The organism is Halobacillus litoralis (assembly GCF_009856445.1).
GTDB lineage: Bacteria > Bacillota > Bacilli > Bacillales > Halobacillaceae > Halobacillus > Halobacillus litoralis.
The window spans coordinates 743,969-758,096 of record NZ_WMFA01000002.1 but is presented as its reverse complement, the minus strand read 5'-3'; the positions used below and the strand labels follow the sequence as shown (position 1 = coordinate 758,096).

Here is a 14,128-nt window from a genome sequence, read left to right as displayed (position 1 = left end):
CTAGTCTCAAAGATTCCCTATCTTTTTGAAGTTAATAAAAAGAAGCCGGAAGCCTGGGAATCTCCGATCACCTCAGGACTTCCAGCTATAAATCAATCACAAGAATAAACGTTGGATATCGTTCCATGTGACTACGAGCATCAATAACATGAGTAATGCAAACCCTATGAAATGTACGATCCCTTCTTTTTGAGGATCAATCGGCTTTCCTCTAAGCCCTTCAAGACCTACGAACAACAGACGTCCTCCATCCAAAGCAGGGAGTGGAAGAAGGTTCACAATCCCGAGGTTAATACTTAAGATAGATGTCCACATGACGAAATTCGTAAATCCTGTGCGGACGACCTGGTCAGTGGCATCATATATGCCGACAGGTCCTGACAACATATCTAATGAAAACTGTCCGGTCACTAATTTACCAAGATTCGTTAATATCAATGCTGACCACTCATAGGTCTGTGTAAATCCAAACGTTAATTTTTTCGCAAATGATTCTTCAAAAGCCCGGGCGACACCTACTTGGCCGATGGTCGCTTCTCTACTTTCAACAGCGGCCGGAGTGACGCTCAACTGATTCGTTGCTCCTTCTCGATTGACCGTCAATGTCACTTCTTCCTCTGGATGAGCACGGATGATGGTGGTGAACTCTTCCCATGTACTTACGGATTCACCGTCCACTGCAACGATTTCATCACCAGCATGCAAACCAGCCTGTGATGCAGGCGAGTTGTCCTGGATTTCTCCTAGCTTGGCTTCGTTTGAAGGGACACCTTGAATGAAACCAAGGATCATGAACAATACAATAGCCAATACGAAGTTCATCATGGGCCCTGCGAAAAGCTGCATCGCACGCTGCGGGACAGATTTGGATGCGAATTGTCGGTTGTAAGGAGCAATTTGCGTTTCCTTTTCATCCATGACGAACATTGCTTTTTGGTCTACTTCAAAGAAGAGTTTTTCATCTTCATCGATTTCATAACCTTCAATGACAAGGCGATGATCTAGATCCGCTCGTTCGACTTCAATCACACGTGCGTGAGGATGCTTGTCTTTATTGTTTACGATGATTTTATTTACTTTCCCCGCTTCATTGAATTCAAGACCAATATGATGGCCTGCTTTCAATTCTACGATTTCTGGATCTTCACCTGCAACTCGAACATAACCGCCAATGGGAAGAAGACGGATTGTATAAAGAGTTTCATTTCGAGTGAATGCAAAAATCTTAGGTCCAAATCCTATCGCAAATTCCCTTGCGAGCATTCCCGACCGTTTGGCAAATATGAGATGCCCCCACTCATGCACGAACACCAAAAGTCCGAACATAAGAATAAATGCAACCACTGTAGTCAAATGAAGCACCTTCCTTTTTAGCTCTCATTGTTCTATGGATGTGAATAGCGGAAGTGAACCATCAACGTTTAGACGGCCGCATGAACTTCTCCAACAACCAGAGCTCTTAATTTATTTGGAAACGAACTCTTTCCCTCGTTTCCTTATCTATAGAAATTATGGTAGACAAGTCAGGGTTATGAATCCTGTCATGGTTTTCTAATGCTTGACCGATGTATTTTTCAATGTCAAGAAAGGAAATTCTGCCTTCGAGGAACTGCTGCACAGCTTCTTCGTTAGCCGCATTCAAGACTGTCGGCATGGATCCGCCTGCTCTTCCTGCTTCAAATGCCATTCTCAAGCAAGGAAAACGATCCATGTCCATCTTTTGAAAATTCAACGTTGCGATCTCTTCCAAATTCAAGTTTTTGGTGATCGGAAGTTCTTTCCTTTCAGGGTAGGTCAATGCGTATTGGATAGGAACTTTCATATCCGGTGTTCCTAATTGTGCAATGACATTCCTGTCCACATATTCAACCATGGAATGGATGACACTTTCTCTATGAAGAATAACATGAATCTGGTCATAAGGTACATCAAAAAGCCAGTGCGCCTCAATAACTTCTAATCCTTTGTTCATCATAGATGCAGAATCAATGGTGATTTTCGCCCCCATCTTCCAGTTTGGATGATTCAATGCATCATCCACTGTCACTCCGACAAGTTCTTCCCTTGTTTGATCTCTGAAGCTTCCACCAGATGCGGTAATGATAAGTTTATTGATGTCTTTCCTCTGCTCACCGTTCAATGCCTGAAAAATTGCCGAATGTTCACTGTCTACAGGGAGAAGGTTGACCTCATGTTTTTTAGCTTCTTCCATGACGAGATGCCCTGCTGTCACGAGGGTTTCCTTGTTCGCAATCGCGATTTGTTTTTTGGATTGAATCGCTTTTAAAGTCGCTGGTAATCCGATACTCCCCATGACTGCGTTTACGACTACATCTACAGGTTCGGCTACACTTGCCTCAATTAAACCTTCTCCACCACAAAGAATTTGTGAGTGAGTCACTTCTTTTTCCAGTTTTCTCTTCGTTTCTTCATCTTGAACGACAATCATGGCAGGTTTGAACTCTCGAATCAAAGGAAGAGCTTTTTCGACGTTTCTCCCAAACCCCATGGCATATAAAGAAAATTGATCTGGGTGCAACCGAAGTACATCAAGGGTTTGAATTCCAATTGAACCCGTTGCCCCAAGTAACGATACTTGCTTCATTGTTCCATGGCCCCTCTCTCCTATGAAATAAAGTTAATCAAATGCAGGATCGGTAAAATGAAAATCAGACTGTCAAACCGATCCAATACACCCCCGTGTCCGGGCAGGATTTTCCCTGAATCTTTCACTGCATAGTGCCGTTTGAATGCCGATTCCACAAGGTCCCCTATTTGTCCGGCAATCGAAACAAGTACAGTGACTAGTAACACGATAATCATCGAATGTTCAAGAGGATAAACCAATTGGAAAATCAGTGCGACTACACAGGCAAGGATGATCCCACCAACGGAGCCCTCGATGGTCTTCTTCGGACTGATTTGAGGCCAAAGCTTATGTTTACCTAACGCACGACCGAACAGGTAAGCACCTGTGTCTGTTGCCCATACGACAAACAATGCAAAGAAGATATATTCCAGTCCCTCTTGCCGTGTCTCCATTAGATAATTGAATCCCATTCCAATATAGATGGCTGATAATAAAAGAAAACCAGCATCATCAAAAGTGAAACGGTTTTTGACAAGCACTGTGTAACTTAACAGTACAAGTACCGCCAGTAGTGTAATTTCGGATTTGGTAATGAGGTCCTCTGAGGTGATGGTTTCATCGAATACCTCATACGGGAACATCAAGGCCCACATCAGAAGCAACCCAAGTCCAGAGGCTACCGAATAGCGGGCTATTTTTTTCATACGTACCAATTCAAGCAATGCGATGCTTGCAATGATATACACAAACGCCTTAAAAGGCCATCCTCCCAACATAACAATGGGAAGGAAAATAAGTGCTGCAACGATAGCTGTAATTGTTCTTTGTTTCATAAGTCTTTTTCACACCTTATACTCCGCCGAAACGACGTTTACGATTTTGGAAGTCATAAAGAGCTTTTTCAAAATGACTTTCATCAAAGTCCGGCCAATAAACCTCTGTAAACCAAAATTCAGCATAGGCCAACTGCCATAATAAGAAGTTTGACAACCTTTGTTCTCCACTCGTCCGGATAAGCAGATCAGGTTCAATCAACTCTGACGTGTACAATTCTTGAGAGAACATGGATTCGTCAATGTCTGAAATGTCCATTTCTCCTTTTTGTACTTTAGAAGCAATTTGCTTGACTGCATGCACCATCTCATAACGACTTCCATAATTCAGCGCAAAATTGAGAATCAGCCCATTATTGTTCTTCGTTTTTTCCATCGCTTCTTTGACGGCCTTTTGAGTATGGTCAGGCAGGACGTCGAAATCACCGATGGTCCGGACTTGGACATTTCGCTCGATCAGTTCAGGCAAATATGTACTTAGAAAATCGACAGGAAGCTTCATAAGAAAGTCTACCTCATTTTTCGGGCGTTTCCAATTTTCCGTAGAAAAAGCATAAAGGGTAAGTACCTTCACACCGACATCTGAAGCATATCGAACGATTCTCTTCACGACGCCCATGCCCTCTTTATGTCCGGCAATCCGAGGCATTCCTCTATTCTTCGCCCATCTTCCATTTCCGTCCATAATGATCGCAACATGTTGAGGAATATGGTTTTCTTCAAGGCCTAATGGCTCGGTGCGGGGCTGCTTTTTATCTTTTTTGAATGGAAACTTGATAGGCATGTTCAATCCTCCAGTCCAATTGTTCCATCTATTTATTATATACTAAATTCAAATATCATGCCGAAATCCTTAAAGAGACTCAAGGAACACACGTATCTACACGAATCGTGTAACATCATGTCTGCGTACGCGCTCAAGCCTATTGATAAAAGTCTCTAAAGGATTTTTTCCTCCTCAAGTAAATATTTGAGGCTAAACTAAAATAAAAGCCGCGCTGCCAAACATCTACAGCGCGGCTTGATACACCTTAAGGCATATAGAATTGGAGAATCATACTTCCATGATTTCCTCTTCTTTTGTTTTTGCAAGTTGATCGATTTTCTCAACGTGCTGGTCTGTGACCTTCTGAACGTCATCCTGGTAAGAACGAAGGTCATCTTCCGTTAGCTCGCCATCTTTTTCAAGCTTTTTAAGACGGTCATTGGAGTCACGGCGAATGTTACGGATTTGCACCTTCGCTTCCTCCGAATACTTTCCTACAACTTTAGCAAGGTCTTTACGACGTTCTTCAGTCAGTGCAGGAATGTTGATTCGTACAACATTTCCGTCACTAGAAGGAGACAAGCCAAGGTCTGCTTTCTGGATCGCTTTTTCAATTTCTGCAATCGCACTCTTATCATATGGTGTAATGACAAGTAAACGCGGTTCAGGTGCAGAGACTTGTGCCAGTTGGTTCAATGGAGTCGCAGCTCCGTAGTAATCCACGTACACGTTATCAAGAATTGAAGGATTCGCACGTCCTGCACGGACCGTTGCAAGCTGACGAGAGAACGCTTGTGTCGCTTGTTCCATTTGTTGCTTCGTTTCATTAATTACTGCATCAGACATAATTATTTCCCCCTCACAATAGTTCCAATATTTTCGCCCATTACGGCTTTCTTGATGTTTCCGTCTTCTGTTATTGAGAATACCAATAAATCGATATCGTTGTCCATACATAATGATGAAGCTGTAGAATCCATGACCCCAAGACCCTCATTCAAAACGTCCATGTAAGAGAGCTGATCGTACTTCACAGCATCTTCATTGGTTTTAGGATCATCTGTATAAACACCGTCTACATTGTTCTTCGCCATTAAGATTACATCCGCTTCCACTTCTGCAGCTCTTAGAGCAGCTGTTGTGTCAGTAGAGAAGTATGGGTTCCCTGTCCCAGCCGCAAAAATGACGACGCGTTTCTTTTCCAGATGACGAATCGCTTTTCTGCGGATGTATGGTTCCGCTACTTGTCTCATTTCAATGGAAGTTTGGACACGGGTCGGAATCCCTAAGTTTTCCAGACTATCCTGAAGGGCAAGAGAGTTCATGACCGTTGCAAGCATCCCCATATAATCAGCGTTTGCACGATCCATTCCCATCTCGGCTCCTACTTTACCGCGCCAGATGTTTCCACCTCCGACGACGACAGCGACTTCCACACCGAGTTCAGCCACTTCTTTGACCTGACGGGAGACTGATTTGATGATGCTGGGTTCTAGTCCAAACCCTGCTTCTCCACTTAAAGCCTCTCCACTTAGTTTTAATACGATACGACGATAGCGAGCAGTAGTCATAGTTACCTCCCGTGTTTTAACTGTATTCCTCTACATTTTTTTGCACATCGTTCTGCAATTATGTAGCATGTTTGAAAATAGGGAACACCGGAAGTGTCCCCTATTTTCCATGTTCATTATTTTTTAACCTGGTTCATAACCTCATCTGCGAAGTTTTCTTCGCGTTTCTCCATACCTTCACCAACTTCGAAGCGATCGAAACCAGTGATTTGGCCACCAGTAGATGCTACGAACTGTTTTACTTTCTGGTCTGGATCTTTAACAAAGCTTTGATCAAGCAGGCAGATTTCTTCGAAGAACTTGTTCAAACGGCCTTCGACCATTTTTTCAACGATGTTTTCAGGCTTGCCTTCATTCATCGCTTGCGTTTTAAGCATTTCACGCTCTTTGTCTGCTTCTTCTGCAGGAATTTCTTCACGGGAAACATAACGAGGGTTTACAGCTGCTACGTGCATCGCAACGTCTTTCGCTGCAGACTCATCTGTAGAACCTTCAAGGACAGTCAACACACCGATGTTTCCGCCCATGTGAAGGTAAGCACCGAATGCATCGTTATCCGTTTTCTCTTTGATAACGAAACGACGAAGGGAGATCTTTTCACCGATTTTCGCTACGCGTTCTGTGATATAGCTGCTAAGTACTTCTCCATCACCGTGAAGCTTCTGTTCTAGTGCTTCTTCAACTGTTGCAGGCTTTTGAGAAAGCAAGTGCTGACCCAAGTCTTTAAGCAGGTCCTTGAACTGGTCGTTCTTCGTTACGAAGTCCGTTTCACAGTTTACTTCGAAAAGTACAGCTGTGTTGCCGGAAATTTCAATTGCAGCAGAACCTTCCGCAGCAATACGGTCAGCTTTCTTAGCTGCTTTGGAAATTCCCTTCTCACGCAACCATTCCATTGCTTTGTCCATGTCACCATCAGTTTCAGTGAGTGCTTTCTTACAGTCCATCATTCCAGCACCCGTTTTTTCACGAAGTTCTTTTACCATTTTAGCATTTACAGCCATTGTAAAGCCTCCTTATTAGTTGCATATAAGTATAGCTCTTGCGTTTTGAAACGCTTGAGCTGTTACGGATTCTTTAAAAAAGGTGATAAAGGTATACCCCCTTATCACCTTTTGACCCATCTTACTCTTGAGCAGCTTCTACAGCAGCTTCAGTTTCTTCCGTTGTTTCTGTTTCTTCCCCTTGCTTAGCTTCAAGAACAGCGTCTGCCATCTTAGAAGTCAACAATTTAACGGCACGGATTGCATCATCGTTTGCAGGGATGACATAATCGATTTCGTCTGGGTCACAGTTCGTATCAACGATACCTACAACTGGAATATTCAATTTGTGAGCTTCAGCAATCGCGATGCGCTCTTTACGAGGGTCGATCACGAACATTGCGTCCGGAAGGCTCTTCATTTCTTTAATACCGCCTAGGAATTTAACAAGACGATCTTTTTCTTTAAGCATGTCGACGACTTCTTTTTTAGGAAGTACATCGAATGTACCGTCTTCTTCCATGCGCTCAATGTCTTTAAGACGGTTGATACGCTTACGGATGGTTTCAAAGTTTGTCAGGGTACCACCCAACCAACGTTGGTTGATGTAATACATGCCACAACGAGTCGCCTCGTCGCGAACTGTATCCTGAGCTTGTTTTTTAGTACCTACGAAAAGAATGTTACCGCCGTCAGCAGCGACCTCTTTTACATAGTTGAATGCTTCATCAACTTTCTTGACCGTTTTTTGCAGGTCGATGATGTAGATCCCGTTACGCTCCGTGAAGATGTATTTTTTCATCTTCGGATTCCAGCGGCGGGTTTGGTGTCCAAAGTGAACACCAGCTTCAAGTAGCTGTTTCATAGAAATTACAGACATGATAGTTCCTCCTGTTTGGTTTTTTTAGTATCCTCCGCCTCTTTCATCTTCTCTAGTGAACTCTATAAAAGAGCAACCTCACTTGAGAATCCAAAGGCGTGCGTATTGACACCGTCAGTAAATATATCACAACAGAACGGGGCATTCAAGTTTTTTTCATAGGTTTTTGATGAAATTTGAGGAGTAATTCGATTTCTGTCTTTCCTTTATCCATTATTTTTGCAATTTCCTCTATACTATAACCTTTTTCTTTCAAATCCAATACCTGTGAATGAAAAGAGGGCTGATAGCTTTCCGTTTCTTCCAACTCAGGCGGGGTATAGGTAGAGGAAATCTGTTTCTTTGTGATGACTTCTTTATCCAGATGATTTTTTCCCCTTTCCCCTCTGTCTTCTGTTTGAGAATCATGAAAGTCAGAGGAGTGACTGTTCTTCCTGACAAGGCTTTCCATTCTTTTGTTTTCTTCTTTTATTTCCATTAAATACGAAGTGAAAAGATCCTCTATTTCTGCTGCCACTTGTTTTTGTCTAAGTTCAAGTTCTTCGGTTCTGCGGACCTTCTTCATTATAATGAAGAGTGAAAAGAGCAGAACGCCATCAATAATAAAACTGAAAATCAATAAAAATCCTGTCATTTCTATTCACACCATTCATTTCTGTTCCATTTATGTAGGGGGGGCACAATCACCGCTTCACTGCCTTCTGTTTCATCCCCTGGTCTTCTATACGGTTACAATTTCCCGCAAAGACCCTTTTAGCTTATAGATTGCTTTCGCATGGATTTGGGAGATCCGGGAGGTTGTCAATTCCAGAACCTGACCAATTTCCGTCAAAGTAAGCTCTTCATGATAGAAAAGACTGATAACCAGTTGCTCCTTCTCGTTTAACCGACCGATTTCTCTCGCCAATTCTTCATAGTTTTCTTTTTTAATGACCGATTCTGAGGGTGTAAATGCTCGATCATCCGGAATCGAATATCCAATTCCTTCTTTATGATCTTCGCTTCCATCATTTGTTTTTTCTTCCATGGAGAGAACATTTGCAAAAAGAGAGTCCTTGACAGTCTCTTCCACTTCTTCCGGAGACATACTTAGAGCTTCGGCAATCTCGTGGGAACTTACCGGGCGTTGCCATTCCTGCTCCAGCTTTTCTGTCATCTGTTCGATTTTTTTAGATCGGTCCCTCACAGATCTCGGGAGCCAGTCTTCTTTTCGTAAACCGTCCATGATTGACCCTCTGATACGGAAGGAAGCATACGTATCAAACTTCAAATCCCTTGTTCTATCAAACTTTTTCAATGCATCATAAAGCCCCAACAATCCTAAACTTCTCACATCATCTTTGCTGACGCTCTTCGGTAAATGAGCAGAGATCCGCTGAACATGGTAGCTCACTAAATAGTCGTATTGCTGGACCAATTGATTTGCAGCTTCTCCATCCTGCTCGTGTGTCCACATATTCCACCACTGTTGTTCTTGAGGAGATAAACAGCTGGTCATTCCAATCCTCCCCGTCCTTTAATTGGTTAATTACTAAAACCTTTTATGAATCTTCATTCAATAACTCCCGCACCATCTTTGAAGTTTCTTCTACATCCATATCCGATGATGATGCTGTTTGAGCCGATTCATGAGTGCCTTCATTATCGGCTGGAGCTGTGACGAAACTCCAAAACGCCCGAAATACATAGGAGAGTACAAAAAAACTTAAAAAGGCGATGGTTCCCCTGTAAATCGCGGTATCAAAATTCGTCACTTGAGTGCTGATTGAAAAAACGAATAGAAACCCAAACACGGCTGTCCATAAATTCCACAAAAGCGTACCCATCATCAAATCACACTTTCTCCTTGATTCACTTTCTTTATATGCAAATTCGCTGTCTCAGGATTGAATTCAATCGTTCGTCCGCTCTTACCTCCGACATCTGCTGCCAATATCGGAATATGAAGAGATTGAAGGTTTTTTTTCACCGCCTCCACATTCCTTGGGCCTATACGCATCATGTCACTGTTGGAAGTGAATTGAAACATTTGGGCCCCACCCGCAAGCTTCGCTTTTAAACGATAGGAAGACGCTCCAGCACCTCTAAGGGCAGTAATCAGATCTTCGATCGCTGTATCTGCATATTTCGCTCTCTTCAGTCCCTGCTTTTTTGCAAGGGAAGCTTCAGGAAGCATAATATGAGCCATTCCCGCCAGTTTTTTAATATCGTCATAAAGTACGATCCCAACACATGAACCAAGCCCTGAAGTACGAATCAAATGCGGGGGATGGACAATACCCATGTCTCCGATCCCAATTCTCACGACCTGTCCTTCCTTAATCACCTTCATTCACTCCTAAGGAAGAAAAAATCTTCTGATAAGAGGGAGGATCAGGAAAGAGGAAGAAATGACCTTCCAGGAATCCACCTTCCCCTCCGTCTCGATCCGTAAGAGAAGTCTTGATCACAATGGCTGCGTCACTCACTTGCGAAAGTTCAACTAATCCCATGCTTAGAATAGCCCCCACCATATCCTGAGATATCGATGGTACCGTTGATTGAAGATCCAATTCTGTAAAATCGCAAAGTGCGGTAAGATAGGCCCCTGACAGGATATTCCCTAGTTCCTGGAGAGCAGAAACAGCCATTCCCGCATCATTATCAAAACCTTCGGAAGCATTTGTCATAAGTTCTACAAAATGATGAGCTTGGAAAGGGGGCATGAGAAAGAACATACTGCCTGGAGCCTCGCCTTCCATTCTTTGAAAAATACTGACGACTTCTTTATCTGCTCCCCCGGCGAGATCCATCACTTGGTCAAAGTCCACCACTTCTACACCGGGGACATTCATCTCTATTTTCTTCTGAAGCAGTTTGGATAGAGATGTAGCCGCATGTCCTGAACCTATATTGCCGATTTCTTTCAAAACATCCAGCTGGATGGGACCAAATTCTTCAATGAATTTTTTTGAATTAGACATAAAGCTCATTCAACTCATGAACGTCGTCTTTGGCTAGAACTTTTTCTAAATTCAACAAAATGAACAAGCGCTGATCCAATTTGGATACCCCTTGGATATAATCCGCCTCAGCTGTTCCTATCACTTCTGGTGGAGGTTCGATGCTTTCTTCATCCAGGTCGAGGACATCGTTTGCCGCATCCACGATCAAGCCGACACTCATCTCATGGATTTTCACTGTGATGATTCTTGTAGCATCCGTATCCGCCACTTCTTCAATCCCGAATCTTTGTCTCAAATCGATGACCGGTGTGACGACCCCTCTTAAGTTCAGGACTCCTTTTACAAATGATTTTGTGCCGGGGACACGGGTGATCGGCATTAGTCGTTCGATGGAACCTACGAGATTAACAGGTACGGTGTATTCTTCATTGTTAATTTGAAAGACAATCACTTTCAATTTTTTATTTTCTTCTGCCACTTTCTTTTCCCTCCTTTGTTACTTGATTAAGGCATTGCTGTCGAGGATTAATGCGACTTGTCCATCTCCCAGAATCGTCGCACCTGAAATGGCGAAAGCTCCGGATAAGTAGTCGCCGAGCGACTTTAAGACGACCTCCTGCTGACCAATGAATGAATTAACAACGAGAGCTGCCATCTTTTCTCCTTTTCGAACAATAACAACAGAGTAGTATTCCTCTTCATCCAATTCCTGCGGTACACTCAGCACATCTTTCAAAAAAACGAGTGGTACGACTTTCCCTCGGAAGTCAATGACTTTTTTGTTATGGGCATGCATGATTTCTTCTTTTTTCACGATGGCCGTCTCAATAATTGATGAAAGAGGGACCGCGTATTTTTCTTTTTGTACTTCCACCAGCATTACGGAAATAATGGAAAGGGTGAGCGGCAGCTGGATGGAGAATATACTCCCCTCATCAAGTACCGAGTCTACGGAAATACTCCCGCCAAGAGATTCGATTGTGTTTTTCACAACATCAAGTCCTACACCTCTACCTGATACGTCAGAAATAGTGTCTGCCGTTGAAAAACCGCTTTCCATGATCAAATCGAACACTTGAGAGTCTGTCATAGCCGCTGCCTGTTCTTCTGTGACCACGCGATTGCTCACAGCTTTTCGGACAACTTTGTCACGGTTTATGCCGCCTCCATCATCAGAAATTTCAATGAAAACATGATTACCACTGTGGTAGGCTTTCAATTCAAGCTTTCCTGTGGCAGGTTTCCCTTTGGCTTCTCTTTCTACTGGACCCTCAATTCCATGATCGATCGCGTTACGAATAAGATGCACAAGTGGATCACCGATTTCATCAATGACGGTACGATCCAGTTCTGTTTCAGCTCCTACTACACTTAAATCAATCTTCTTATTCAAATCTTTTGAAAGCTGGCGGACCATCCTGGGAAATCGATTGAACACCTGCTCGACTGGTACCATACGCATGTTTAAGATGATGCTTTGCAAATCCCCAGAGATTCGTGTCATACGTTCGACTGTTTCACGTAGTTCCGTGTGCTTTAAATCATCTGATATTTGTTCAAGACGACCCCGATCAATCACAAGCTCTTCAAATAAGTTCATAAGAGCGTCCAATCGATCAATGTTGATGCGGATAGTTTTACTCCCTACCTGTTTCCCTTCTTTCTCTTCTTTTTGGACAGGCGCCTTTTCTTGACCATCCCTTTCTTTTTGTGGAGACTGCGAATCTGCTTCTTCTCTCGTCTCTTCAGAAATTTGATAGACAGTGACATGTACATTTTCTATTTCGGATACTTTTTTAATTTGACCTTCTATGTCCTCCGGAGAATCCTCTGTAACGAGCAAAACCTGGAAACTCGTTTCAAAATCTTCATTCTCCAAGGCTTCTACAGAAGGAGAGGACTTGATGACATCCCCTGACTGCTCTAAGATTTCAAAAACCATATAGACACGGGCGGCTTTCAAAAGACAATCTTCTCTTAATGTAACTTCAATCTGGTAATTGCTTTTTCCCAGTTCACTAGATTGTTCCAGAGCTGCTTTGGTGTATTCATCAATAGAAAGTAAAGAGGCAGTTTCCGTCTTCTTTGATGTAGACGCCGCAGCAGGCTCCGCTGCCCCTCCTTCACCGTTTTCGATGTTTTTTAATAACTCGACGACTCTTTCGACATTTCTTTCACCCGAGCCGCCTTCCGCTATATCAATGACCATTGCTTCCAAGTCATCTACAGAATCAAAAACGACATCCAAGATGCCTTCATCTACCAACACTTTTTCATTCCTTACAGCATCAAGGACATTCTCCATCTTGTGTGTCAAATTGGATAGATCCTGATATCCCATTGTTGCTGACATGCCTTTCAATGTATGGGCCGACCTGAAGATTTCATTGACGATGGTAAGGTCCTGAGGATTTTTTTCCAACTGTAAAAGTTGGTCATTGATGGATTGCAAATGCTCTTTACTTTCATCAATAAAAACTTCCAAGTATTGATTGGTTTCCATAGCTCTACCTCCTTTTATTTTGAAGAGATTCTACAATACTGCGACTGATTTCATTTAATTTCCTGACATCATCAGCAAGACCAGATTTCACGATTGCCTTTGGCATTCCGTATACAACACAGGTACTTTCATCTTCTGCGATCGTGAAGACGTTCCTTCCCTGCTCTTTCATCGCAAGAATACCTTCTAAGCCATCGGCCCCCATCCCTGTCATGATGACAGTGGTTGTGGAGAACCCCGGTAGATTCGCAATGGAAGAGAACATCACATTCACTGAAGGTCTATGACCATTTAGAGGACTGGATTCATGTAAATGAATCCTGAGACGCTGGTTATCCTTTACCACTTCCATGTGGTACCCGCCTGGGGCGATATAAGCAACGCCCTTATGTATTTCCTCCATATGTTCCGCTTCCTTCACTGAAATTTCAGACAGCCTGTCGAGGCGTTCAGCCAAAGATTTCGTGAATCCTTTGGGCATGTGTTGAACGACTAAGATCGGGGCAGGAAGGTTTCCAGGAAGAGAGGTCAAAACCTCCTGCAACGCTCTGGGTCCTCCGGTGGAGGTGCCTACGGCAATCAGATGCCCTTCCTCTTTCATATCGTCAGGGGCACGGACTTTTTTACTAGAGATTATCGTAGATGGTGGCTTTACTTTGGCCTCTCCTGCAATAAGAACTTTGCGGACAACATCTTTGTCTACCTTTTCCATATCAAGAGAAATAGAGCCCGATGGTTTTTGTATAAAATCCACAGCTCCAAGACTCATGGCTTTCATCGTGCTTTCCGCCCCCTCCTGTGTCAAACTTGAAACCATTACTACAGGGAGCGGAGAACTTTCCATGATCTTTTGTAATGCCTCTAAACCATCCATGACTGGCATTTCTATGTCCATTGTTACGACGTCCGGTCGTAAGGTGTCCAACTTATCCAGACAATCTTTGCCATTCCTAGCGGTGCCAACAACCATGATTCGATAGTCTTTTTCTAATATATCCGTCAAAATTCGCCTCATAAAGGCGGAATCATCGACGATCAGTACCCTCAACTGTTTCATTTC

16 protein-coding genes are annotated in these 14,128 nt (G+C 43.1%); all 16 read right to left on the bottom strand.

The annotated features are described in order from the left end of the window. Positions 1-96 precede the first annotated feature (96 nt). Complete coding sequence (gene rseP / locus GLW00_RS09095; protein ID WP_160913253.1) at positions 97-1,353, bottom strand: RIP metalloprotease RseP; 1,257 nt, start codon at positions 1,351-1,353, stop codon at positions 97-99. Positions 1,354-1,459: 106 nt separating this feature from the next. Continuing rightward, positions 1,460-2,605 carry a 1-deoxy-D-xylulose-5-phosphate reductoisomerase gene (gene dxr, locus GLW00_RS09090; protein ID WP_160913252.1) on the bottom strand — a complete coding sequence of 382 codons (1,146 nt, stop codon included), beginning with the start codon at positions 2,603-2,605 and terminating at the stop codon, positions 1,460-1,462. A gap of 20 nt (positions 2,606-2,625) precedes the next feature. Further along, a complete protein-coding gene (locus GLW00_RS09085; RefSeq protein ID WP_160913250.1) occupies positions 2,626-3,423 on the bottom strand; it encodes a phosphatidate cytidylyltransferase in 798 nt (265 codons plus the stop codon). Positions 3,424-3,439: 16 nt separating this feature from the next. Beyond that, entirely contained in the window at positions 3,440-4,207 is a 768-nt protein-coding gene (uppS, locus tag GLW00_RS09080; protein WP_160913248.1) for an undecaprenyl pyrophosphate synthase, read from the bottom strand. 270 nt (positions 4,208-4,477) lie between these two features. Then, the gene (gene frr / locus GLW00_RS09075; protein ID WP_089652385.1) at positions 4,478-5,035 is read right to left on the bottom strand and encodes a ribosome recycling factor; all 558 of its coding nucleotides are present in this window, start codon (positions 5,033-5,035) and stop codon (positions 4,478-4,480) included. A 2-nt stretch (positions 5,036-5,037) separates the two neighbouring features. Next, positions 5,038-5,760, bottom strand: coding sequence for a UMP kinase (pyrH, locus tag GLW00_RS09070; RefSeq protein ID WP_089652386.1), 723 nt, complete (start codon positions 5,758-5,760; stop codon positions 5,038-5,040). Between the two features lie 116 nt (positions 5,761-5,876). After that, positions 5,877-6,761, bottom strand: coding sequence for a translation elongation factor Ts (gene tsf, locus GLW00_RS09065; RefSeq protein WP_160913246.1), 885 nt, complete (start codon positions 6,759-6,761; stop codon positions 5,877-5,879). A 121-nt stretch (positions 6,762-6,882) separates the two neighbouring features. Beyond that, positions 6,883-7,620: a 30S ribosomal protein S2 gene (rpsB, locus tag GLW00_RS09060; RefSeq protein WP_074734064.1), complete on the bottom strand. Its 738-nt coding sequence runs from the start codon at positions 7,618-7,620 to the stop codon at positions 6,883-6,885. A 145-nt stretch (positions 7,621-7,765) separates the two neighbouring features. Then, positions 7,766-8,254, bottom strand: coding sequence for a DUF6115 domain-containing protein (locus GLW00_RS09055; protein ID WP_160913244.1), 489 nt, complete (start codon positions 8,252-8,254; stop codon positions 7,766-7,768). A gap of 87 nt (positions 8,255-8,341) precedes the next feature. After that, positions 8,342-9,118 carry a FliA/WhiG family RNA polymerase sigma factor gene (locus GLW00_RS09050; protein ID WP_160913243.1) on the bottom strand — a complete coding sequence of 259 codons (777 nt, stop codon included), beginning with the start codon at positions 9,116-9,118 and terminating at the stop codon, positions 8,342-8,344. A 43-nt stretch (positions 9,119-9,161) separates the two neighbouring features. Next, the gene (locus tag GLW00_RS09045) at positions 9,162-9,452 is read right to left on the bottom strand and encodes a hypothetical protein (protein WP_160913241.1); all 291 of its coding nucleotides are present in this window, start codon (positions 9,450-9,452) and stop codon (positions 9,162-9,164) included. Next, the gene (locus GLW00_RS09040; RefSeq protein WP_160913239.1) at positions 9,449-9,952 is read right to left on the bottom strand and encodes a chemotaxis protein CheD; all 504 of its coding nucleotides are present in this window, start codon (positions 9,950-9,952) and stop codon (positions 9,449-9,451) included. The genes GLW00_RS09045 and GLW00_RS09040 overlap by 4 nt, the downstream gene beginning before the upstream one ends. Continuing rightward, positions 9,939-10,583 carry a chemotaxis protein CheC gene (locus GLW00_RS09035; RefSeq protein WP_160913237.1) on the bottom strand — a complete coding sequence of 215 codons (645 nt, stop codon included), beginning with the start codon at positions 10,581-10,583 and terminating at the stop codon, positions 9,939-9,941. The genes GLW00_RS09040 and GLW00_RS09035 overlap by 14 nt, the downstream gene beginning before the upstream one ends. Continuing rightward, the gene (locus GLW00_RS09030) at positions 10,576-11,043 is read right to left on the bottom strand and encodes a chemotaxis protein CheW (RefSeq protein ID WP_160913235.1); all 468 of its coding nucleotides are present in this window, start codon (positions 11,041-11,043) and stop codon (positions 10,576-10,578) included. Before GLW00_RS09030 ends, GLW00_RS09035 begins: the two co-directional genes overlap by 8 nt. Positions 11,044-11,061: 18 nt before the next feature. Next, positions 11,062-13,068, bottom strand: coding sequence for a chemotaxis protein CheA (locus GLW00_RS09025; RefSeq protein ID WP_160913233.1), 2,007 nt, complete (start codon positions 13,066-13,068; stop codon positions 11,062-11,064). Positions 13,069-13,072: 4 nt separating this feature from the next. After that, a complete protein-coding gene (locus GLW00_RS09020) occupies positions 13,073-14,125 on the bottom strand; it encodes a protein-glutamate methylesterase/protein-glutamine glutaminase (protein WP_160913232.1) in 1,053 nt (350 codons plus the stop codon). Positions 14,126-14,128 lie beyond the last annotated feature (3 nt).